Origin of the sequence: Pseudoalteromonas luteoviolacea, from assembly GCF_001696455.1 — a bacterium.
Lineage (GTDB): Bacteria > Pseudomonadota > Gammaproteobacteria > Enterobacterales > Alteromonadaceae > Pseudoalteromonas > Pseudoalteromonas luteoviolacea_C.
Map to the genome: position 1 here is coordinate 13,410 of NZ_MAUJ01000004.1, position 23,345 is coordinate 36,754.

At 43.9% G+C, this 23,345-nt stretch carries 16 protein-coding genes and 1 tRNA gene; 11 read left to right on the forward strand and 6 right to left on the reverse strand.

Features of this window, described 5'->3' with window-relative positions:
- Positions 1–6: 6 nt before the first annotated feature.
- Entirely contained in the window at positions 7–324 is a 318-nt protein-coding gene (locus A7985_RS13110) for a hypothetical protein (protein ID WP_065790927.1), read from the forward strand.
- A gap of 14 nt (positions 325–338) precedes the next feature.
- Here A7985_RS13110 and A7985_RS13115 read toward each other — a convergent pair whose 3' ends face one another.
- Positions 339–1,307 carry a class 1 fructose-bisphosphatase gene (locus A7985_RS13115; protein WP_065790928.1) on the reverse strand — a complete coding sequence of 323 codons (969 nt, stop codon included), beginning with the start codon at positions 1,305–1,307 and terminating at the stop codon, positions 339–341.
- 159 nt (positions 1,308–1,466) lie between these two features.
- Between A7985_RS13115 and A7985_RS13120 the strand changes: the two genes are divergently transcribed.
- Entirely contained in the window at positions 1,467–3,893 is a 2,427-nt protein-coding gene (locus A7985_RS13120; protein WP_065790929.1) for a zinc-dependent metalloprotease, read from the forward strand.
- Between the two features lie 59 nt (positions 3,894–3,952).
- Here A7985_RS13120 and A7985_RS13125 read toward each other — a convergent pair whose 3' ends face one another.
- Positions 3,953–4,909, reverse strand: a complete 957-nt coding sequence (locus A7985_RS13125; protein ID WP_065790930.1) for a methylenetetrahydrofolate reductase — start codon at positions 4,907–4,909, stop codon at positions 3,953–3,955.
- A 290-nt stretch (positions 4,910–5,199) separates the two neighbouring features.
- Here A7985_RS13125 and A7985_RS13130 point away from each other — a divergent pair, with 290 nt between their 5' ends.
- The 3 genes from A7985_RS13130 (at position 5,200) to A7985_RS13140 (ending at position 9,827) form a co-directional block, all read left to right on the forward strand.
- Entirely contained in the window at positions 5,200–8,079 is a 2,880-nt protein-coding gene (locus tag A7985_RS13130) for a M16 family metallopeptidase (RefSeq protein ID WP_065790931.1), read from the forward strand.
- A 253-nt stretch (positions 8,080–8,332) separates the two neighbouring features.
- A complete protein-coding gene (gene cysE / locus A7985_RS13135; RefSeq protein ID WP_065790932.1) occupies positions 8,333–9,154 on the forward strand; it encodes a serine O-acetyltransferase in 822 nt (273 codons plus the stop codon).
- Between the two features lie 70 nt (positions 9,155–9,224).
- Complete coding sequence (locus tag A7985_RS13140; protein ID WP_065790933.1) at positions 9,225–9,827, forward strand: hypothetical protein; 603 nt, start codon at positions 9,225–9,227, stop codon at positions 9,825–9,827.
- 8 nt (positions 9,828–9,835) lie between these two features.
- On the opposite strand, the gene xseA is transcribed toward A7985_RS13140, so the two are convergent.
- Positions 9,836–11,179, reverse strand: a complete 1,344-nt coding sequence (gene xseA / locus A7985_RS13145) for an exodeoxyribonuclease VII large subunit (RefSeq protein WP_065790934.1) — start codon at positions 11,177–11,179, stop codon at positions 9,836–9,838.
- 133 nt (positions 11,180–11,312) lie between these two features.
- Between xseA and guaB the strand changes: the two genes are divergently transcribed.
- The 5 genes from guaB (at position 11,313) to rimI (ending at position 15,523) form a co-directional block, all read left to right on the forward strand.
- Positions 11,313–12,782: an IMP dehydrogenase gene (gene guaB, locus A7985_RS13150; protein WP_065791260.1), complete on the forward strand. Its 1,470-nt coding sequence runs from the start codon at positions 11,313–11,315 to the stop codon at positions 12,780–12,782.
- 126 nt (positions 12,783–12,908) lie between these two features.
- Positions 12,909–14,483 (forward strand): glutamine-hydrolyzing GMP synthase, encoded by a 1,575-nt coding sequence (guaA, locus tag A7985_RS13155; RefSeq protein WP_063373255.1) that lies wholly within the window; start codon positions 12,909–12,911, stop codon positions 14,481–14,483.
- 148 nt (positions 14,484–14,631) lie between these two features.
- A tRNA-Trp gene (locus A7985_RS13160) sits at positions 14,632–14,708 on the forward strand.
- Positions 14,709–14,778: 70 nt separating this feature from the next.
- Positions 14,779–15,075 (forward strand): hypothetical protein, encoded by a 297-nt coding sequence (locus A7985_RS13165; RefSeq protein ID WP_065790935.1) that lies wholly within the window; start codon positions 14,779–14,781, stop codon positions 15,073–15,075.
- Positions 15,059–15,523 carry a ribosomal protein S18-alanine N-acetyltransferase gene (gene rimI / locus A7985_RS13170; protein WP_065790936.1) on the forward strand — a complete coding sequence of 155 codons (465 nt, stop codon included), beginning with the start codon at positions 15,059–15,061 and terminating at the stop codon, positions 15,521–15,523. The genes A7985_RS13165 and rimI overlap by 17 nt, the downstream gene beginning before the upstream one ends.
- A gap of 6 nt (positions 15,524–15,529) precedes the next feature.
- Here rimI and A7985_RS13175 read toward each other — a convergent pair whose 3' ends face one another.
- Entirely contained in the window at positions 15,530–18,208 is a 2,679-nt protein-coding gene (locus A7985_RS13175; protein ID WP_065790937.1) for an ATP-binding protein, read from the reverse strand.
- A gap of 667 nt (positions 18,209–18,875) precedes the next feature.
- On the opposite strand from A7985_RS13175, the gene A7985_RS13180 reads away from it, so the two are divergent.
- Positions 18,876–19,667, forward strand: coding sequence for a hypothetical protein (locus A7985_RS13180; RefSeq protein ID WP_141685363.1), 792 nt, complete (start codon positions 18,876–18,878; stop codon positions 19,665–19,667).
- An 85-nt stretch (positions 19,668–19,752) separates the two neighbouring features.
- Here the strand turns inward: A7985_RS13180 and A7985_RS13185 are convergent, their stop codons facing one another.
- On the reverse strand, positions 19,753–22,476 hold the full coding sequence (locus tag A7985_RS13185) for a basic secretory protein-like protein (protein ID WP_065790939.1): 2,724 nt from the start codon (positions 22,474–22,476) through the stop codon (positions 19,753–19,755).
- Between the two features lie 177 nt (positions 22,477–22,653).
- Positions 22,654–23,226: an elongation factor P-like protein EfpL gene (gene efpL / locus A7985_RS13190; RefSeq protein WP_065790940.1), complete on the reverse strand. Its 573-nt coding sequence runs from the start codon at positions 23,224–23,226 to the stop codon at positions 22,654–22,656.
- Positions 23,227–23,345: the final 119 nt, after the last annotated feature.

The following is a 23,345-nucleotide window of genomic DNA, read 5'->3' on the forward strand; positions in this document are numbered from 1 at the left end:
GTAAATATGGAATATGTTGAGGCGTTAAAGGCGTTTGCACAATGCAGTGAGAATAAAGATGAGGCGATGTCTGTTTTGGTGAAGACCGCAGATGGCAATGGTCGTTTTCATGTCACAGCACCTATGTTCAAAGCGGTTCTACAACAGGCCGTAGATGAAAAATTAAGTTTAGATGAGCTAGAGTTCTGGGCTTCAATCTTACTTCAACGTGAAGACTTTAAAGTGGATGAACTTGAAGGGAGCTTATATGCATTATCGGAGCCCGAGCTAATGGGAGGGCTAGATAAGGCCAAAATAGAGCGCTTGATAGCGCTGCTAGATTGACCTCATGGTAAGGGTTACTTGTGGTAAGTCAAACAAGTTTCCACTTCATTTTTAGAGCCTAAGATCACCGCAACACGCTGGTGGATATCATTAGGTTCAATATCTAGAATGCGTGACTCTCCCGTGTGAGCAAGGCCGCCTGCTTGTTCAACAAGCATCGCCATTGGGTTTGCTTCGTATAGTAGCCTTAGTTTGTATGGCTTTTCTGGGTTCTTAGTGTCTGCAGGGTATGTGAATAAACCACCGCGACACAAAACGCGATGTACGTCACCAACCATTGCCGCAATCCAACGCATGTTGAAGTTTTTCTGGCGTGGCCCTTCGTTTCCAGCCAGTAGATCAGCGATATAGTCTTTCATTGCTGGTTGCCAGTGGCGTTGGTTAGAGGCATTGATTGCGAATTCTTGCGTATCTTCAGGGATTTTCGCAAAGTCTTCAGTTAACAAGAAGCTGCCATGCGTTTTATCTAGTGTAAAGATGCGTGTGCCTTTACCAGTAGAAAGCGCCAGTGTGGTAGATGGGCCGTAGAGTACGTAACCTGCGGCTATTTGGTTTTTGCCTGGTTGCATGAAAATAGCTGGATCAGCAGGGTCTGATCCTTCTGGTGCTTCCATAATAGAGAAGATAGTACCCACTAAAGAGTTAATGTCGGTATTTGACGAGCCATCTAATGGGTCAAAAGAGACAATAAACTTCGCATCCGGATTACCTGCAACTGTGTAATCTTCTTCTTCAGAGGCAATGGCTTTAACATAGCCAGACTCCAGCAAGATGTCCTTAATCAATTGATTAGAAAGCACATCTAGCTTCTTTTGCGTTTCACCTTGAATATTTTCATCCAAAGTTGAACCTAATACACCAGACAGTGCACCTTGTCCTACGCGAAAAGAGATTTCTTTACAAGCGGCTAAGATAGTTCGGATAAGAGACACTAATTCTCTAGAACAACCATCTTCAAATAACACCGGCGGTAATCTACGCATATTTTAAATCCTGATAACGTTTGTCGGGCCGCAGTGAAGTGTATGTGAGAGTGTCACTGCAGGCTGCGCTGAATTTCGTCTTGATTCACTGTTTTTTGTATACAATTTTATATACTAGATAAAAACAATCACAAAACATGAAATAACAAAGACACAATTATGATAAAGAGACGTATGACACCTTATCTCGTTTCGGCCTTGTTGTTGCCTATGATAACGCATGCTCAGGCAGCAATTAAGTCCATAGACGAATTTACTGATAAGTTTAATCACTTTCCGGGCTATTATTCGTTTTATAGTGACAATAGCAGCGGCAAAGTCTACTTAGATGTAGATAAACTTGCTCAGCCATTCTTATTACAGCATAGCTTGCCTTATGGGGTTGGTTCAAATGACATTGGACTCGATAGAGGCCAACTAGGCGGGACGCACCTTGTTCAATTTGAACGATTTGGTGACAAAGTTATGCTTCGAGCAAACAACACCTACTATCGTGCTAGTGCTGACAACAGTGCCGAACAGCAGAGTGTCAAAGAAGCATTCGCTTCAAGTATTTTGCATGGATTTAAAGTTGTCGCAGAAGACTCAGACAGTGTACTTATCGATTACACACCGTATTTACTTTCAGATGTACATGGTGTGAGTCGTCGTTTAAAGGCCACTAAGCAAGGTAGTTATAGTCTGGATAAAAGCCGCAGTGCGGTATATGCATCTCGCTCAAAAGCATTTGTAAAAAACACGGAGTTAGAAGCAGTATTAACCTTTAAAGGTAAAGACCCCGGCAAGTATGTGCGTCAAGCGGTTGCAGATCCTTACGCCATTACTGTGCATCAAAGACACTCTTTGATTGCTCTACCTGATAAAAACTACACGCCGCGTAAATTCCACCCTCAATCTGGATTTTGGAGCATCGAACATAAAGACTACTCAGCACCGCTGGGCGAGTCTATGTATGTACGTTACATCCCGCGTCACCGCTTGGAAAAGAAAGATCCAACGGCCAAAATATCTGAAGCAGTAAAACCCATTGTTTATTACTTAGATCCGGGTGTACCTGAGCCTGTAAAAACGGCATTGCTTGATGGCGCACGCTGGTGGGAGCAAGCGTTCGAAGCGGCTGGTTACAAAGATGCGTTTCAAGTCAAAATGCTACCAGAGCATGCTGATCCAATGGATGTACGCTATAACGTGATCCAATGGGTACACAGAGCCACACGAGGTTGGTCATACGGTGCATCTGTAGTAGACCCACGCAGTGGTGAAATCATTAAAGGCCACGTAACCTTAGGGTCGCTTCGTGTGCGCCAAGATATTTTGATTGCTGAAGCCCTTGCCGCACCATTTATAAAAGGCGATGAGGTAACACAAAAGCTGCATGAGATGGCGCTAGATCGCATTCGCCAATTGAGTGCGCATGAAATTGGTCATACTTTGGGTATCGCCCACAACTTTGCCGCTTCTGGTAATGAGCGAGCATCGGTGATGGATTATCCGCACCCATTGGTACAGTTTGATGGGCAAGGCAAGCTTGATGTCAGTGAAGGCTATGCGAAGGGCATGGGTGCTTGGGATATTCAAGCTGTAAAATATGGGTACAGTGATTTTTCAGCGAGCAATGAAGCAGAGTCGCTTGCGCGTGTGATCAAAGAGACCAAAGATCTTGGCCTTGGTTATATTTCTGATGCGGATGCACGACCAAAAGGGGGAGCTCACCCCAGTGCGCACCTATGGGACAACGGTGCAGACCCCGCGACAGAGCTGCGCAGAGTCCTTGGGATCCGCAAGCAAGCTTTGGCGCAATTTGGTGTCAACAACATTCAAAATGGGGTGGCGCTTTCGCAACTTGAAGAGAAGCTGGTTCCTCTTTACCTATTCCACCGTTATCAAGTTGAGTCTGTCGTTAAGTTGATCGGCGGTGTTGATTATCACTATGAAGTGCGTGGCGAGGGGTCATTGAAAGGTGCTGAAGTTGTCGTGAAATCAGAGCAAGCAGATGCATTACAGGCTCTATTAGAAACAATTACACCAGACGCTTTGGCGATTCCTGAATCTGTTTTAGCGGTAATACCACCAAAAGCTTACGGAGAATCTCGTAATCGGGAAAGTGTGCATGGGCGCACGGGGCTGCCACTGGATGCAATGGCTTTGCCTGAAATGGCGAGTTTACACACACTCAATCTGCTATTAAATGCAGAAAGGCTAAATCGTGTTGCTCAGCAATATGCAAGAAACCCCAAGCATCTTGGTAGTAATGAATTGCTGACCAAACTGCACACCGCTGTGTTTGAAAGCACTGCTAACTCGCCAATGGCAAAGAAATTAAATGAGCGAGTTCAATACCTAACAGCACATAGAATGGCGACGCTGAGTGCGAGCTCAAAAGTCGATCCAGAAGTACAAGCGCAACTACGCTTTTACTTACAGCAAGTGGCAGATGAGTATACCGACCAATCTATGTTCTCAAGCGCTGATAAAGCAAAAGCATTTGAGCAATTTCTAGGCGAGCATATTCAATATTTCTTAAAACGAGGCAAGTGGCCAGATAGCTTTAAACCGCTAGCGATGCCACCCGGTTCACCGATTTAAGCAATAAAAAAAGCCCCTTAATAGGGGCTTTTTACTACGAATATTGGGTGAATAATTAATTAAGCAATTTGCTTTTCCGCGAGCTTTAATTCCATGGTTGCCTTTAGTAGACGGTATAAATTAATAGAAGCGTCTATTTCTTCTTTACGGTTGGTTAAGCTTTCGATGTTTAGCCCAAGAGGTACATCTAGCTGAGCACAGCTACGCAAGATTAAATCCAAGTTTTCACGACAGATTTTAATCGACTCCTTTAGCGTATTTTCCGCATCTAACATGCGCCATTTAGTTGCTTCCGGTACTGAAATACCTAACCACTGCATAAACTCAAGAGTTTTCTGTCCACCACAAGGCGTAAAAGTTAAAATAATACGCTGTGGCTCAATGCCTTGTTGGCGACATGTACGGGCATAGCTTGTTAATAGATCTATGGTTGCTTGCGCATCATAAACAGCTTGAGAAATAAAGAACTCACAGCCTTGTGCTGTTTTGTCAATTAAGCGCTCATGTTCATTACGCTTACTAGAATGGCGCTCGGCAATAGTCACACCGCCTAAAAAGAAATCTTCTTGGTGATCTCGTAGCGTTTGGTAGGCATCTGGCAGGCTTAATTTAATATCCCCTTTTGATGATGGGCTACCCACCAGCACAAGGTTACTTAGACCAAAATCTTGTTTTGTTTTATGCAACCATTGTGTGAACTCACTGTGATCCCTTTGCGCAACACTTTTATATGTAATCACATCTAGGTTAGACAGTTGGCTAACCACTTGACTGTACTCACAAGGATCAACCGTTTGTTTAAATGGGAACGGACGGGTGACTTCAGTGCGGCTACTTTCATCTTGAATATCGTAGATAACAACGCCGTCATATTCAATTTCATGCAATCGATTCAATAGCTTAGTTGCAATTGCTTGTACTTGTTCTTTATCAGTCCCGAGTTTGGGTGGTGTAGTACCGATTAAATATACCCCTTGATTCGGGTCTAAGATTTTCTCTTGCAGTGATAATGCCATGGTTCTCATTCCTGCCAATTCGTAGTTTATGGTGTAAATATAGCAGCCATTTAGACGTCTAGATAGATCTTTTTAATGAAAGAAATTCAATTAACTTGAATTTCTTTCATGTTGCAAGGCGGGAAAAGTGATTTTCTACTTGTTTTTCAATACTTGGTAACTCTCGAATTTTTGGGTTTCTGTCGTGATTAAGCAGATTTATTTAGGCTTTAATGCATAATTATGTCACTGACAAGCGCTCACAAAAATGTGTGCATTTAAATACATCAAGAGAAAGACTAGGGACACATATGAAATATAGGCTTTTAGCGACCAGCCTAGCGGTGACATTAGCACTAGCGGGCTGTGTATCAAATAACACATCACACTCTTCGGCTTCTCAAAGCATCGCTGCTGTGCAGCAAACCAGCAACAAAGTTTTTGCTCATGATTATGTGCTTGAAGAATTAGACAATGGTTTACGAGTGATGGTAGTCAAAACAGATTACCCTGATGTTGTTTCATTGCAGATCCCCGTGTCTGTCGGTTCCAGAAATGAAGTCGAAGAAGGCAAAACAGGTTTTGCCCACTTTTTTGAGCACATGATGTTTAAAGGCTCGAAAAAATATCCTGAGCAAATTTATAAAGACATTATTAAGAATTCAGGTGTCGATAACCGTGCATACACCACGAATGATTATACGAATTACTATCTCAGCTTTTCAAAAGAGCACTTAGATAAGGTGCTAGAAATACAAGCGGATATTTTCCAAAATTTACATTTCAGCGAAGAGCAGTTTCGTACAGAAGCGCTGACGGTAAAAGGTGAGTACCTAAAAAACAACGCAAACCCTTTGCGAAAGTTACTGAGTGCCGTTCGTGATAACGCGTATGATGAGCATACCTATAAGCACACTACGATGGGCTTCTTCGAAGACATTGAAGCGATGCCTGATCAAATGGCTTACGCAGACTTATTCTTTGAGCGCTTTTACAAACCCGAATATGCAACGATTATTATCGTCGGTGATATAGAGCCAAAAGCGACCGTCGATATGGTCAAAAAGTACTGGGGCGAGTGGCAGCGTGGTGAGTATCAAGCCGATATTCCTGTGGAGCCAAAACAACAAAACGCAAAGTACAAGCATGTTGTTAATGAAGGGCAGCCAGGTCATTGGTTACTGGTTTCATACAAAGGACCTGCTTGGGAGCCGAGCAAAAAAGATCGCGCCGCGGTCGATTTGATTTCAGAGCTTTATTTTTCGGAAAACTCAAAACTGTATCAAGAGCTTGTGGTCGACAAGCAAATTGCGACGCAATTGATTACCTATAATGCAGAAACAAAAGACCCTGGTCTATTACATGTGTTTGTCAAAGTTGAAAATGAGCAAGACTTAGCCGTGGTGCGTGATGCGGTAAATCGCACTTATGCAGGTGCACGTACTGAGTTAGTAGACGCAGAAAAACTTGCGGCACTTAAGTCAAACCAGCGTTACAGCTTCGCAAATAGTATGGACTCTTCGAAAGCCATAGCGTCAACACTGGCAAGCTATGTTCATTTTGAACGTGATCCAGAGGTCATTAATCAGATGTATGCAACAGCTGATACCATCACCCCTGAAGATATCCGCAACATTGCAAATCAGTATTTTGTTGATAGTGGTCGAAACACCGTGACAATGTCCTCGCTAGAAGCCATTGACGGGTTCGACACTGAGGTTAGCCTTGATGCACTGGCTGCTGAAATGAGCGCGCCTGCGCAGCAATACTTTACGGTACTTGATAAAACATCAAACTCACCGCTGGTGGACGTAAACTGGCTATTTTATACTGGGGCGGCGGCAGATCCAGAAGGTAAGAAAGGTCTTGCCGCATTAACTGCTGCAATGTTGGCAAAAGGGGGGAGTGCCACCAAGTCTTACAAAGAAATTCAAAAAGCACTGTACCCACTAGCAGGCAGTTTGTCTCATCAGGTAGACAAAGAGATGATCTCTTTGCGTGGCCGAGTTCACAAAGACAATGCTGAACAATGGTATGCATTGGTCGGTGAGCAATTACTGAATCCAGGTTTCAGAGAAGATGACTTTAATCGCCTGAAAAAGGAGATGATAGATGGCATCAAGTCAGGTTTGAAGTCTTCTAACGATGAAGAGCTAGGGAAAGAAGTACTCTATCACAAGCTCTATCAAGGCCATGTGTACGAAAGCTTAAACCTTGGTGATTTATCTGACTTAGAGGCGTTGACGCTTCAAGATGTAAAAAACTTCTACGCGACTCAATTTACCCAAGCAAAGTTAAACTTGGGACTCACGGGGGCACTCAATAGTCAGCTCAAGGCCAAGCTGATTGAAGATTTGACCAAACTGCCGCAAGGTGATCAAAAGCGTTTGAGTGTGAGTGATGCGCCTAAATTGACAGGTGTTCACGCCACCGTTGTAGAGAAAAGTGCAAAATCAACGGCGGTTTCGTTTGGTTTTCCAATTGACACCATTCGTAGCAGCAAAGACTGGGCAGCTCTGTGGTTAGTGCGTTCATATTTTGGTGAGCACCGTAACTCAGGCGCTTTTTTGTTTGACCGTATCCGTCAAACTCGCGGGATGAATTATGGTGACTATGCGTATATCGAGTATTTTCCTCGTGGCATGTTCCAAACGATGCCTGACGCAAACTTAGGTCGGTCTGAACAGATTTTTCAAGTTTGGCTACGTCCACTGCGCTCTAACAATGATGCACATTTCGCGACACGAGTGGCGGTGTATGAACTAGATAAGTTGATCAGCCAAGGCATGACAGAAAAAGACTTCGAAGCAACGCGTAACTTTTTAAACAACTACGTACCGCAGCTAGTTGCAAGTCAGGATAGACAACTTGGCTATGCACTAGACAGTCAATTCTATAACACGGATGAGTTCGTGAGTTTAGTCCGTGCTCAATTGGCGTCTTTGAGCTTGGCAGATGTCAATCGTGTTATTCGTGAAAACCTGCAAACGGACAATATGCACTATGTGTTTGTAACCGGCGATGGTGAAGATATGAGGCAGCGCTTGGCCAATGAGCAAATTTCGCCATTGAAATACAATGTGAGCAAACCGCAGGCTTTATTAGATGAAGATAAGATAGTTGAAAGCTACGAGCTATCTGTACCAGCTAAAAATATTGAAGTCATAAAAGCGGATGAACTATTTCAGTAACCGTTGATGCACCTAAAACGCCCCATGTTACGGGGCGTTTTAGGTTTACCCACCTGTTTTCCGTCCAATACCTGATAAATGAATAGAATGTTGTTATTTTATGGTCAGACGCTTGGCTTATGATTATAAATACACCATTATAGGAACCTTAGGTTATATTTAATAACGATAAAATTGCCTGACAGTAGTGCGTATTGGAGAAGATGCGCGTTAAGATGAGTAGTAAGTAGTTAACGATAGACATGTGGTTATTATGAGACACGAAATTTGGCAGCAATTAAGAGACGAAGCGCAAGAATTGGTTAAACGAGAGCCATTATTGGCCAGTCACGTTTATTCGAGCGTATTGAACCATGAATGCTTGGGTGCCGCTTTAAGCTTTATTGTGGCGAATAAGCTCTCAGACGCTGTAGTATCAGCATTTACCATTCGAGAGTTGTTCGATCAGGCGTTTGTTGATTGCGACCGGATGTTGACTCATGTGGCACATGATATAAAAGCTGTTAAAGATCGAGACCCCGCTGCCGATAGTTATCTTAACGTGATATTAAATCTTAAGGGTTTCCATGCATTACAAGCACACCGTCTCGCTTACTGCTTGTGGCGACAACAGCGCAAAGAGCTCGCCCGTTTCGTACAAAGTCGCACCTCTGAGGTATTTGGTGTTGACATCCATCCTGCTTGTAAAGTCGGTCATGGTATTATGCTTGACCATGCGACTGGTATAGTCATTGGTGAAACCGCCGTTATTGAAGATAATGTCTCAATTCTACAATCAGTGACACTAGGTGGTACTGGTAACGAACAAGGTGATCGCCACCCGAAAATCAGAGCTGGTGTCTTAATCGGCGCAGGTGCTAAAGTCTTGGGTAATATTGAAGTGGGGGAAGGCGCACGCATTGGTGCCGGTTCCGTTGTTTTAAAAGCGGTTGCTCCTCACACCACTGTTGTTGGTATTCCTGCCAAAGTCGTTGGCAAACCAAATTGTCCATGTCCTGCTGAAAGTATGGATCAAAACTTTTTAGATGACACTATCAGTCGTATCAATGACTCTCATACGAGTGCGATGCTTTGACCTTGATAAGGCCTAACACATGTTTCGCCAGTTATGTTTAATAATCGGCGCTTTTTGCTTAGGAGTGGTAGTGACACTTGGCTACCACCATCAACAACGTAAAGCCCCCGCCGCAGACTTCAAAAGCACGCACAATCCAGTTACTCAAGTACGTTTCGACGATAACCCCGACGAAGGCGAACTTGACCCTCGACATGATACTCAAGCACAAAGTAATGGCGATGAGCCAATATTGCGCGAGGATGCATGGTCAGCGCTCGAACAGGAAAACGCGCAGTTGCGCATGCAGTTAGCGCAGTTACAGCAACAAACAGTGCGAGCTAAAGCGACGGGTAACGTGGCAAAGCAACTGCAAAGTATTTTTGAGCATCAACAGCGGGAAGAAATATGGGCCTCTGAAGTAGAAATTCAAGCAGCGGATTTTATTTACGTATCCGAATTGCAAGATCTGGTCGCCATGCCCGTGGCACAGTGTAAAGCGCATGTATGCCAATTAAATTTTCAAGCGGTTCAGCGTGAAGATGGCAATAAGCATTGGCAGCACGTCCACAACGCGCTACTTCAAATGCCTTGGGTGCGGCAATTTAAGACCATTACTGCGGTGCAGAATGGTCCTTCAATGCAGGTCCATTTGAGTTTAAAACGCAGCAGTGAACTCAAATCAGAGTATTAGCCTATGTGCTACTTTGGTTCAATGCGCATCACCGTTGAGTGAATTTGGCCGTCACTGAGTTGTGTGGTGATGACCTCTCCTTGTTGAGTGTCCTTTATCGAGTTTAATACACCTTGATGAGTTTGTGTGATGCTGTAGCCTCGTGAAAGCACCGCTAAAGGGCTAACGCTATCCAGTTTGGCAGCTAACAATGCGAGTCGATTTTGACGCTGTTGATGATGACTCTCCATGCTGTTTTTTAATGCGACTTCTAGTTGTTCAAGCTTAGACTTGGCAATATTGAGTCGTTTTTCAGGGTGGAACTGCAACAGCCTTTGATGTAATACATTTACGCCATTGTGGTGTTTGTGCTGTTGATACTCAATAGCGCGGGCCAATCTCTGTTGCAACTCATCGACACGCTGCGTCTGTTGCATCAATTGACTCTGTGGGTGTTGCAACCTCAAGCGCTGTTGTAATCTTGCAATATGTTGCTGTTCATTGAGTATTTTGCGGTTGAAAGCCTGAAGAAGCCGATGCTTTCTATCTTTAACAAACGCAATCAGCTCACTACTATCGGGACTGACTAACTCTGCAGCAGCCGATGGTGTTGCAGCACGCATATCCGCGACATAATCACTGATAGTGGTGTCTATTTCATGGCCTACGGCACTGATAATGGGGAGGTCACTGGCATAAATGGCACGTGCGACAACTTCTTCGTTAAAGCTCCACAAGTCTTCGAGTGATCCGCCGCCACGGCCAACGATGAGCACATCTACTTCGTTGCGTCTGTTTGCCAGCGTAATTTTCTCAGCGATTTGCGCTGCGGCTTCTTGCCCTTGCACTAACGCTGGGTAAATGAGTACCTCTAGCTGTGGAGCTCTGCGTTTTAGCACGGAAAGGATGTCTTTGATTGCGGCACCCGTTGCTGAAGTCACGACGCCAATGCGGTTAATAGCTTGAGGGAGCGGCTTTTTATGGTGACTGCTAAAGAGGCCTTCGGCGGCGAGCTGCATTTGTAGCGCTTCAAACCTTTGTTTGAGCAGCCCTTCACCCGCTGGCGCCATATGTTCTACTATGAGCTGATAGTCACCGCGAGGCTCGTATACAGATACACGGGCTTTTACTTGCACCTGAGCGCCATTTTCTGGCCGGTACTTGCAGTAACGGTTGTTGCCGCGCCACATGGCCGCCTTGATCTGGGCTTTTTCGTCTTTTAGCGAAAAATACCAATGGCCAGATGCCGGAGCGACAAAGTTTGATATTTCGCCGGTTAACTCAAGAGACGCAAAGCCTTGCTCTAAAATACTGCGAATTTCGCGGTTTAGGCGCGAAACGGTATAAACTTTGTTGTTTTGTGGCAATGACATACCTAACTCCATAAAAAATTCACAGACACTTTACCATATTTTTTGCTAAATTTTGTTTACTCGCATAAGGAACGCTGATAAAATGCGCACGCAATTCCTTATACTCAGAATTCACTTGAGAGAAGCCGCACACATGCTAAGAATTGCAAAAGAAGCCCTTACTTTTGACGACGTACTATTAGTACCCGCTCATTCAACTGTTCTACCGCACACGGCGAGTTTAAAAACACGCCTGACGCGTAATATCGAGCTTAACCTGCCACTTGTTTCTGCGTCAATGGACACAGTTACTGAAGCGCGCTTAGCGATTGCCCTTGCGCAAGAAGGCGGCATTGGTTTTATCCACAAAAATATGACCATCGAAGAGCAAGCAGATAACGTTCGTAAAGTTAAAACGTACGAAGCTGGTATTGTTACTTTCCCAGTTACAGTGACTGCGGACAAGACGATAGCAGAAACAATCGCCCTTGCCGATGAAAAAGGTTTTTCAGGTTTTCCTGTAGTGGGTGCTGATAACCAACTAGAAGGCATCGTGACTAGTCGCGACATGCGTTTTGAAACGCAGTTAGACAAGCCTGTTTCTTCTGTTATGACTAAAAAAGCGGACCTTGTTACTGTAAAAGAAGGCGCTGGTCGTGAAGAGATCCTTGGTTTAATGCATGAACACCGCATCGAGAAAATCTTAGTGGTCGATGATGTTTTTGCACTTAAAGGCATGATCACAGTTAAAGATTATCAAAAAGCACAAGAAAAACCGAATGCATGTAAAGATGCGCAAGGTCGTCTTCGTGTCGGTGCTGCTGTAGGTGTTGGTGCAGGTACTGACGAGCGCATCGCTGCATTGGTTGAAGCGGGCGTGGATATTTTACTTATCGATACCTCTCATGGCCACTCTCAGGGCGTTATTGACCGCGTAAAAGAAACGCGAGCGGCCTACCCTGAACTGCAAATCGTCGCAGGTAATGTTGCAACTGGCGCCGGCGCACTCGCATTAGCAGATGCAGGTGCGGATGCAGTTAAAGTAGGTATTGGCCCAGGTTCAATTTGTACAACACGTATCGTAACGGGTTGTGGTGTACCTCAAATCACAGCTATCTCGGATGCTGTTGAAGCATTAAAAGACCGTGATATTCCAGTTATCGCAGATGGCGGTATTCGCTTCTCTGGTGATATCGTAAAAGCGTTGGTTGCTGGCGCATCATGTGTCATGGTGGGTTCAATGCTTGCGGGTACTGAAGAGTCTCCGGGTGAGGTTGAGCTTTATCAAGGTCGTTACTACAAGTCATACCGTGGCATGGGTTCATTGGGTGCAATGAATCAAAAAGACGGTTCTTCAGATCGCTACTTCCAGAAGAGCAATCAAGCAGACAAACTTGTACCAGAAGGCATTGAAGGCCGTGTTGCTTACAAAGGTCCAATTGCAGCGATTATTCACCAGCAAATTGGTGGTATCCGCAGTGCAATGGGTCTAACGGGTTGTGCAACAATCGTAGAACTAAACACTAAGCCTGAGTTTGTACGTGTAACGTCAGCAGGTATGGGTGAGTCTCACGTTCATGACGTACAGATCACCAAAGAAGCGCCTAACTATCGCTTAGGCTAAGCTGGCCAACGCGCGTTGAGCCCGCAAAATTGTCAGGGCTAGCAGCAGCTAGCCCTTTTTAATTCTGGTAAAGCAGGTTAGCTGTGCTTTACTAATTTTATCGTTTCCTAACTAACGAGATTATCAATGAGCAAAGACATCCATGATTCCCGTATATTGATCTTAGACTTCGGTTCTCAATACACGCAGTTGATCGCACGTCGTGTACGTGAAATAGGCGTTTACTGTGAACTTTGGGCTTGGGATGTAACGGAAGAGCAGATCCGTGAATTCAATCCTCAGGGTATCATCCTGTCTGGTGGTCCAGAGTCAACCACAGAAGAAAATAGCCCGCGTGCACCTGAGTACGTATTTGAAGCCGGTGTGCCTGTCTTGGGCGTTTGTTACGGCATGCAAACAATGGCTATGCAGCTTGGCGGTAAAGTACACAGCTCTGATAAGAAAGAGTTTGGCTATGCTAAAGTTGAAAAAGTTGGTAACTGTGCACTATTCGAAGCGATTGAAGACCATATTGAAGAGGGTGTTGGCCAGTTAGATGTGTGGATGAGCCACGGTGACAAAGTTGTTGAGATCCCTGATACTTTCGTAACAAGTGCAAAAACGGATACTTGCCCGCATGCGGCGATGTCTTGGGAAGAGAAACGTTTTTACGGCGTACAGTTCCACCCAGAAGTTACACATACACAGCAAGGTACACGTTTACTAGAGCGTTTTGCCATTGATATCTGTGGCTGTGAAAAGCTTTGGACGCCTTCGCAAATCATCGAAGATGCTGTTGAGCGTATCAAAGAAAAAGTAGGCGATGATGAAGTTATCTTAGGTCTATCTGGTGGTGTTGATTCTTCAGTTGTTGCAATGCTTATCCACCGTGCGATTGGTAAAAAGTTAACGTGTGTATTTGTTGACAACGGTTTACTTCGTTTAAACGAAGGTCAGCAAGTAATGGAAATGTTTGGTGATAAGTTCGGCCTGAATATCATCAAGGTGGATGCTGAAGAGCAGTTCCTAAATGACCTAGCTGGTCTGTCTGATCCTGAAGATAAGCGTAAAGCAATTGGTCATACCTTCATTGACGTATTCGATGCTGAATCTAAAAAGTTGAAAAATGCTAAATGGTTAGCGCAAGGTACAATTTACCCAGACGTAATCGAGTCAGCGGCATCAAAAACAGGTAAGGCGCACGTGATCAAGTCTCACCATAACGTCGGTGGTCTGCCGGACGATATGGAAATGGGTCTAGTAGAGCCACTTCGCGAGCTGTTTAAAGATGAAGTACGTAAGATTGGCCTAGAGTTAGGTTTACCTTACGATATGCTTTACCGTCACCCATTCCCAGGACCTGGTTTAGGTGTACGTGTACTTGGTGAAATCAAGAAAGAATACTGTGATTTGCTTCGTCGTGCAGACGCTATCTTCATTGAAGAGCTACACAAAGCGGATATTTACCACAAAGTATCTCAAGCATTCACTGTATTCCTTCCAGTTAAATCTGTGGGCGTAATGGGTGATGCGCGTAAGTACGATTGGGTAGTCTCACTACGTTGTGTCGAAACTATCGACTTTATGACGGCGCGTTGGTCACATTTACCATATGACTTCTTAGGACTTGTTTCAAACCGTATCATCAATGAAATCGACGGGATCTCTCGTGTGGTTTACGATATTTCTGGCAAGCCACCAGCGACAATTGAGTGGGAATAACCTCTATATAAGTTGTTGCAAATAGCGTAAAAAAAGGGCGAATATGATGAATATTCGCCTTTTTGTTTATTTATAGTGCAAACAAACAAAAAAATGCATTTTTTCTCTTTACCTTTTTCGAAAGCTCATTATAATGCGTCGACATTGCAGGGGCGTAGTTCCAATTGGTAGAACAGCGGTCTCCAAAACCGATGGTTGCGGGTTCGAGTCCTGCCGCCCCTGCCACTTCAACTCTCTACACTTCATTGATTCTTTTTAACCTTACATTTAGACTCATTAAAAAAGTGTTTTTATCATGCATCCAATTCAAGCTCAATTGCTCGGTGTCACACCATTAAAACTCAAAGCTCAATATTCAAAAGACAGCGATGTTGATGATGCGCATCAAATAGATCTGTCACCAGCTCCATTGGTCTTATCGGAGCAATTACAGAATGATATTTTACGCGCTACACTTCAAGATGCGCTAGAGGTTGTGCAAGGCGAACACATTATCTTTACAGGTAATAGTTTGCAATTACCTGAGGCGAAGCTAAACGCCGAACAGAAAAAACAATTATGGCGAGTGATTTGTGATGCTAATTCCAAGTAATGATTTTCTGAGTCAACATACAATGTCTGACATCATGGCCGTAGAAGTAGCCAGTCATCCACATCCGTGGAGTGAAAAGACACTGGCTTCATGTATTGGCGGGCGTTACTTTAATGCGAGCCTAACGTGTGATGGTGAATTGATTGGCTACTATATTGCTGAGCGGGCAGGCCCTGATTACACACTGATGAATATCTGTGTGCACCCACAAAAGCAAGGTCAGGGGTTAGCCACACTTTTAATGCAGTCATTGATACAACGTTGTATTGAAGAACAAGCAGAAAACTTATTTTTAGAAGTGCGTGCTTCAAATACCACAGCCATCGCACTATATGAAAAAATGGGGCTAACGATAATGGGTAAACGTAAACACTATTACCCCACAATCGATGGCAAAGAAGATGCGATTTTGATGGGACTGCAATTTGCCGCGCAAGCGAGCGAGTAACCTCGCTTATCGTGCAGCTTGCAGTTGTACCTCTTCATTACTCAAAGTGTATTTAATGGCTTGTACGAGGCTAAGTGTTGCATATTGCCATTGCGCTTTATTGTTGTCTCTGAGGCTATTTTCAAGCTCTCCAGCCGCGCTGTGAATATTGGTAAAACCAAAACAGCCAGCACTGCCTTTTAGGCTGTGTGCTAAAGCGCGCAGTGATTCCCAATCTTGTTCACTATACAATGACTCTACAAGCTCCATTTGCTCCGGCAGCTTTTCGAGATAGTTTTGACTTATCTGCAAAAACTTCTCACTTTCGAGTAAGTTGTTCCACTTAGATAAGTTATCATTGTCCACTTGCAAAAACTCAAGAAGTACCGCGCCGAGCTTTTCTCTGTCAATAGGTTTACCAAGTGTGGCATCACACCCTGCCGCAAGGTAGTTATCAATGTCATTTTTCATAATGTTGGCGGTCAGGGCAACGATAGGGCCATCATAGGCCGCATGTCTCAGCATTTCAGTTGCTTCTAGACCACCCATGACAGGCATTTGCATATCCATGAGAATGAGGTCGTAGTCATTCACCAGTGACATTTCAACGGCCTCAGCACCATTGTTGGCGATATCCGGTACAAGCCCCCACGTGCTCAATAATAACGTAATGAGCTCTTGATTATCTTTATTGTCTTCGGCCAGTAATATATTGGCTTCAAGTTGCTTTTCAGCCAATTCTTGCGTGCTACTAATCTGATTGTGAATATATGAGTCGCAGTCTATCCATTCAATATTGGTGGTTTGATGGTTGGCAGCGATACTAATTGAAAATACACTGCCATTACCTTGTTCACTGGTGACCTGAACATCACCGCCGAGTAATTGGGCTAGGTTTTTAGAAATACACAACCCTAGACCGGTGCCGCCAAATCGCCTCGTCGTGGTGGTATCTGCTTGCTCAAAGGGCTTGAAGACTCTCTCCATTTCACTTTCAGACATACCAATACCTGTGTCCTTGATCACAAAAACAAAGTGATCTGGGCCTGTTTTAAAGTCTACGCCAATAATGATGCTGCCCTGTTCAGTGAATTTGACAGCATTACTGGCAATATTGAGCAGGATTTGTTTCAGTCGCGTTTCGTCGCTATTGAGCACTTTTGGTAGTGGGAAGTTATAATCGAGCATGAAGTCGAGCTGCTTTTCTTCAGCCATTGGTAAGATAATGGACTCAACATCTTTGAGCAGCGGAAGGAACTCAATTTCATTTTGCTCAACTTCCAGTTTCTCAGCTTCGATTTTGGACAGATCAAGGATGTTATTGATCAGTTCTAATAAGTGTTTTGAATTGCGTAAAATAGTGTCGAGATGGAGTTCTGCATTTTTTGCTTGTGGGTTGTGCAGTAACTGCTCCGTGAAGCCCATGATTGCGGTAAGCGGGGTGCGGATCTCATGACTCATGTTGGCTAAAAAGCGGCTCTTGAGCTGATTGGCCTGCTCAGCTTCTGTAATGGCGACTTCCAACTGTTGGTTCATCTCTTCTAGCGCGCGAGTACGATTTTCTACCTTTTCTTCAAGGTGTAGTTTGTAATCTTCAAGCTCGCCTTGGAAGTCACGTATTTGCTTGACCATGTGATTAAAGTCGTCAAACAGTGTCCCAACCTCATCGTCTTCGTGGGCTGGCAAAAATACCGATAAATCACCGTCACCAACACGGTGACTCGCTTCTCCCAGCAGTTCGATTGGCGTTAAAAGCAAATTACGAACAACGATAAAAATGAGCACAGGCAGCGTGACTACAGACAAGATAACAATCAAGGCGGTAATGAGGCTAATGGCCTTCCCTGATTGGTACAAAATACTCTTGGGGATCGTTGAAATATAATAATATCCACCACTCAATTGGGCACTATAAGTCATGCGCTTAAGTTCATCCACGGAAGGCAGCACAATTGAGTCGAGCTTACCGCGATCTGCCAATGAGCTGATTTGTGCCATTTCTTGATCGCTTAAATAACTTTGTGTGAAGTGCCCATCGGATGAAAACAGTACCTCACCTTGCCCTGAAACAAGTAAGTTAAGCGTGTTGTCATAAGGTGCCTCTAATATGCTACTTGAGATGATAGAAGGGGCGACTTGAACAATGATATAACCTTGACGTTGGGGTCTTTTTAGGTGGAAGTTTACGCTATAAATTTGCTGTACAAAATACAGTTGCGTGCCGCCTTCTTTCGCAGGCAGCATGTATTGCTGCTGACGTAAGTTACTTTTAATTACTTGATCAAAAAACGGATATTCTTCGGGGGCAAAGCTTAAGTTGCTGGAGTAAAATGCCGTGCTGTTACCTACCGAGTCCACTAAATTGATACTGATAATATCGGGGTAAGCTTCACTATAGCTGGCAAAAACGTCCATCAAGGCACCTAACCTTTTGGTCTTGGTTTGGTTTTCATTAGGTGCTGTGATTAAAAAGTCACTCAGGACAGGAGAAGTAGACAGTAACTTTGTTGTGGACTGATAGATTTCCATGTAGTTGAACATTTTTTGCTGTTGTTGTTCAACAAAGCGACTAACAATTAATTTAGCCTGTTTTTGCGTTGAGCTAGTGACATTGGTTAGCGTAAAGCCACCCAAAAATAAAAGAGGAAGGATCACCAGTGGAGTGATATACCACAGTAATCTGATACTGAGCTTACTGGTTTTCATCTATCCTGATATCCATATTTGCCTGTACTAGCCGAATTACTATCCATTAGAAGTCCAAACACAGATCATATGATGGCTAGCTGAATTTCTCAAGTTTTTGAGAAAAAGAGGGAGGGCATAGCGCTTACTTGCTCGCTTTAGCTAACAGCTTGCACAAAAGACACGCGTGTCTTTTAACTTACGAGCAAAAGAATAATGGTACGCTTAAATCTAAAACGATATTGTCTTTGACATAAATCGCATATTGCTGCTTTTTATCAACATGGAGTGACTCATTGGTAGAGCCCAATATTTGGCAGGAAAAGCATGATATGGTTGAAGCTGTTGAAAAAGACGGAAAGAAATTCAGAACCCGCTTTTTACAATACATCAGGGAAGTGTGTCGATACGAATCATCGTTTTCGACACTTTAATGATTCTGCTAGTGAACCTAGTTTAAGGGTAAGAAATGCGGAAATAGCAAATGGCTGTTCCCGAGTTACAACTCGTTGTTCAATATCAGGTGATGGAATCTGAATGACTGATATTGCAAGTTATACCTAGTAGTAGCAAGCAGGTACTCTTAATTACCTTCATTATTTTAAGATGGAAAATGCACAAAAAGGGAAGTGCTAATGTCTAGATTTATATATACCTTTTTACAGTGGCTGGCTGTAAGTTTGATTGTTTGCTTGAGCACGTTTATGCATCAACTTCAGAGTCTCTCCCCGAATTCAAATATCTGATAACTTGTCATGGTTGTGATGATGTTCAATCTCGCGCCAGTGCATTTAGGTATGTTACAAACCCCAGCCGACATGAAGATCTCATAGAGCGAATATACTATAAACAGCTTGTTGCGACTCAGCATACTCTACCAAAAACGTATGCGGCAGGCCTTGGTTCGGCACTGGAAAAGCTGCGCAAACAGGCTTCTGATAAAGTCAATGCGAGTTCGGGTTACCCTGCAACTATTTATGTTTATGACCATACAAAGCCGTCGTTAACTAAGTATCAAGCATCTGGCGAGCAGCTCTTTAAAGTACAAAAGATCACTCTTTTATCATTAAAAGAGCAAGCTGCCATAGAAGTAATACGTGGAGTTTTTGAAAAGCTCACGCATAAGAATAGCCATTTAACCGAGGGAGGTTATCTTTTGAGTGAGGTACTAGCAGAAAGTAACCCCTATGGGGAAAATGCCAGAGATTTGATATTAAAAGCGGCTTATAAAAAAACACTTTATTGGCGACACCAGCGTGATCTTGAGCGAGAAGCCAAGGTCGAACTCGAGGTGGCTCAAACGTATTTGGCGTATCTAAACCCCAATAACTTTCAGTATAAGCTATTGCACAAGCTGGCGTTTAAAGATGATAGCTTCGCAATCGTACGTATTGACAGAGTGAATAATCAATTTGAGCTTGTTTATGCAGAAGACAGTAATGGGAAGAAAATCTACCCTCATTTAATTGATGCGCCATGAATGTAGTTTAGAAATGGCGTTACTATAAATAGGACATAAACAATGCCAATTGCAGTAAGTACCGCAATTGGCATTGTTATTAAATTTATAACGCGCTAAATAATTCTATTTCAGCAAGCTGTAGTAGATCATTGCCATTGGCATCTGTGGCAGTGTGAGTTAAGTCAATTCGATAGTGACTAAATTGTATTTCATTTTCGATTCTGAACATCTTGGTTTGATTACGTGCATCAAAATGCTCTTCGCTGCGTGTATCTAGCGTGTGCCAGTGAACACCATCATTGGAGCCGAGTAATTCCCAACTGGCAGGATCGCGCTCTGGTGCGTCGTTGCCACTGGTGATGCTATAAGCATGTAATACGTGCTGTGTGGGCGCTTCAAATTGTAGCCAACCACGTTGCGTGAGCGCGACATATTTATTGCTAAAGTCGCCATCGAAAGCACTCTCAAAGCCTTCCCCCCATTGAGCGAAGCCTTGGTGTTCCGCACTGAGTTTGCCACCCGCAAGTACAAAATTATCGAGCTCAAGCGGAAGAGTCGCGGTCGCTTTATCTATCAGTAAGTCGATATCCGCAATCTGAAAAACCTCTTGCCCATTTACTTGTGGACCACTGTTCACAAAGCTAAATTTATAGTGACTATATGGCACGTCGAGATCCAATACAAAATCTCGGGTTTCTAAGCGGCGGCTAAAAACTTGGTTTGATTGTGTATCGATAACATGCCAATCAGCGCCATTTTTTGATGCAGATAACGTCCAGCTACTTGGATCTCTGCTTGGCTGATTCTCCCCAACCGTTAAGCGATAACCTTTGAGCCGACCCTCGCCATAACCGGAGTAGGAGATATCGGCCCTCGGTTGAATTGTTAAATATTTTGAGTAGCGATCTCCATCAAAGGCGTTTTCGATAGCATAAATGGGATCGACAGGAGGTTGTGATACTGCTGCGTCCCCACCGATTTTTACCAGACTAATTTGATCCGCAGGAATTGGCGGGGCTTCAGGTGCAGCACCTAAAGTAGCCTGATATTTTTGCCACAAGACTTTGATATCTTGGTTTAAGATACGCTTAAGTGCTTCTTCAAGCGTCCACTCCCAACCCTCACGCTGACTTGTGAGCACCATTTGATTTATTTTGTATGTGAAATCCGCATCGTAGTTATCCTGTAACCAAGATAGGAAAAAGCCCGTGTTGGTATAGCCACCTAACCAGTTTCTTGCAGGAGATGGTTTACGAGTAGCGTGGTACCCAGCTCGGATCCGAACTAAATCTGCAATGCCCTCGATAATAGCGTGAACTTCGCCGCCGTCTTGCATCGCACCTGTTGGGAAATGTTGATAACCATGGACCAGTTCATGCCAAAATACGCCAAGTAGCTCGTAAATTACCTCTTCATCACTCGCGTTTGCCAGTGACTCTGTAATGTACTTGGTGCTAAATGCAATCTCCATGTTACGGCCTGAACCTGCGCGATAAGCTAACGTATCCATCCATTTTAAGCTGAAGGTCACTGAATCGAATTCAGGAGACTCTCCATAGTGTTTATAGAGAAATTGGTTTACTTGTAGGGTGACATCATTGATGGTTTTTTCTAGATCAGGGAACAATCGATTAATTCGCTTGTAGCCTTCACTTTCGGTGTCTTCATGGGCAAATTTAATCTCCGGGTAGTTAAAGCCTTGCCAAGGGTTTTGTGGGTCGACCACTTTGACTTGTTGGGTCGCGACCTCGCTTTGCCCGTGCCAGTTATAAGAGGTTAGTTTGACTGATTTAACACCCGGTGTTTTAAATACGACTTGTGGGTTTTTAGCCAGGCTCGTTTCAGGGGTGCCGTGCTCAAATTGCCATTCAAAACTATTTGGTACATTACTGCTGGCATCATTAAAAGTGATGGGCGTATTGATAAATACAGTATTAGTGTCGCTGCTGATATTGGCTATGGGTAACTGTGTCTTAGCAAACAAATCAATCTCAGCGATTTGAAGTAGGTCGTAGCCCCAGTTATCGGTGCCTTTGTGACTTAATTCAAAGCGATAATGTTTAAATTGAGGTGCCTGCTCGACTTGATAGGTTTTTTGTTCGAATCGTTGATTGAAAACCTCTCCTTCGCGGCTGTCTAACGGCTGCCAACTTTCACCATCATTGGAGCCCAACAGTGTCCAATTATGTGGGTCTCTCCCTGGAGCATCGTTTGCGGAAGTAAATTGGTATTGCGCAATTTGCTTCGGTTCTGCTAATGATACTTGTATCCAGCCTTGAGGCTTCAAGGTGACGTACTTAGTACGAGGATCGCCATCGAATGCATTCCCCAAGCCTTCGCCAGCAGGGGAGTCTGCTTGTTGTTCTGTTAGCTCGGTGTGAGCGTTGACGACGCTGTGCAATGCGCTAGGATCGTTTCGTTTATCGTGGGCGAGCTTTTCCCAAACTTGGCTTGTATTTGGTTTGTCATTGCGAGTCCACCAACGCGCTTTGAATAATTCACCTTTGAAGGCAACAACGTGGCCCTTTGTATAGGTTTGTGAGCTTAACCATGGTGAGTTTGATTGGGCAGTGTCATTTACAAATTGCAAGAGTTGCCAAGCGCCTGACTTGTTTTCTCTTGGTGTATCACCTTGCGTCCACCAGCTCGCTTGATAAAGCGCACCTTCAAATAGTGCGCGCTGGCCTTTTTTATAGGCGATTTGCGATTGCCATTCTAATGGAGAATTTGAGATCTGTTGACGAGGTTGATGTGTGTGTCCAGAGTGTGCTTGAACAGCCGTCGACTGAATTGCTAAGGCGATGGCACACAATGCATATTTCTTCATGACTAACTCCCATTATGTCATTTTGTTATTATTGATTGGAACGTTCCATTTATTATTGGCATAAGTTAGCTTGAAAGAAAAGTGTTTAATAAATCATCGGGGAAGAATCAGAGAAAGGAACTAGGATTGAGCAGAGGGATGGGATAAAAAGCCGACCAAGTCGGCTTTTTTTGACAATTAACTGTCAGCACGGCTCATGAATTTAACTTCAGCTGTGTTGATCTTAATCTTGTCACCTGTCGAGATGTGCTCAGGCACCTGAACAATCAAACCAGTCGTCAATGTAGCTGGTTTTGTGCGTGCACTGGCCGAAGCGCCTTTGATTGAAGGAGCCGTTTCTTCAATTACGAGTTCAACACTGGATGGCAAGTCAACAGAAACAGGCGTGCCTTCAACGACGACTACAAGTAGACCTTTTGTGTCTTCGTTGATGAATAAGACCTGCTCCGAGATAGCTTCCTTGTTAAGGTGATATGGGGTGTAATCTTCCTCGTCCATAAACACGTACTCTTCGCCATCGACGTATGAAAACATGGCTGGACGGCGTGTTAAATCTGCCAGTTTTAGCATTTCTTCAGCTTTAAAGGTTTCATCTACCTTTCCGCCATTGACAACATCATACATACGCATACGGTAAAGACTACCGCCAGCACGACCCTGAGGGACTGAACGCTCAATATCGCGAACAATCATTACACGACCATTATATTCGATCGCTGCGTGCTTTTTAATTTCACTGGCCTTAGGCATAGTAATTCCCCATTTAATTTTGTTTTGCAGAAAACTAGCATGAAGCTCGGTCGAGGCCAAGGTTTAAGGTAATTTTATTGCTTTGCAAAGCAGGCATGCGTTAGCATGAACCAGTATTA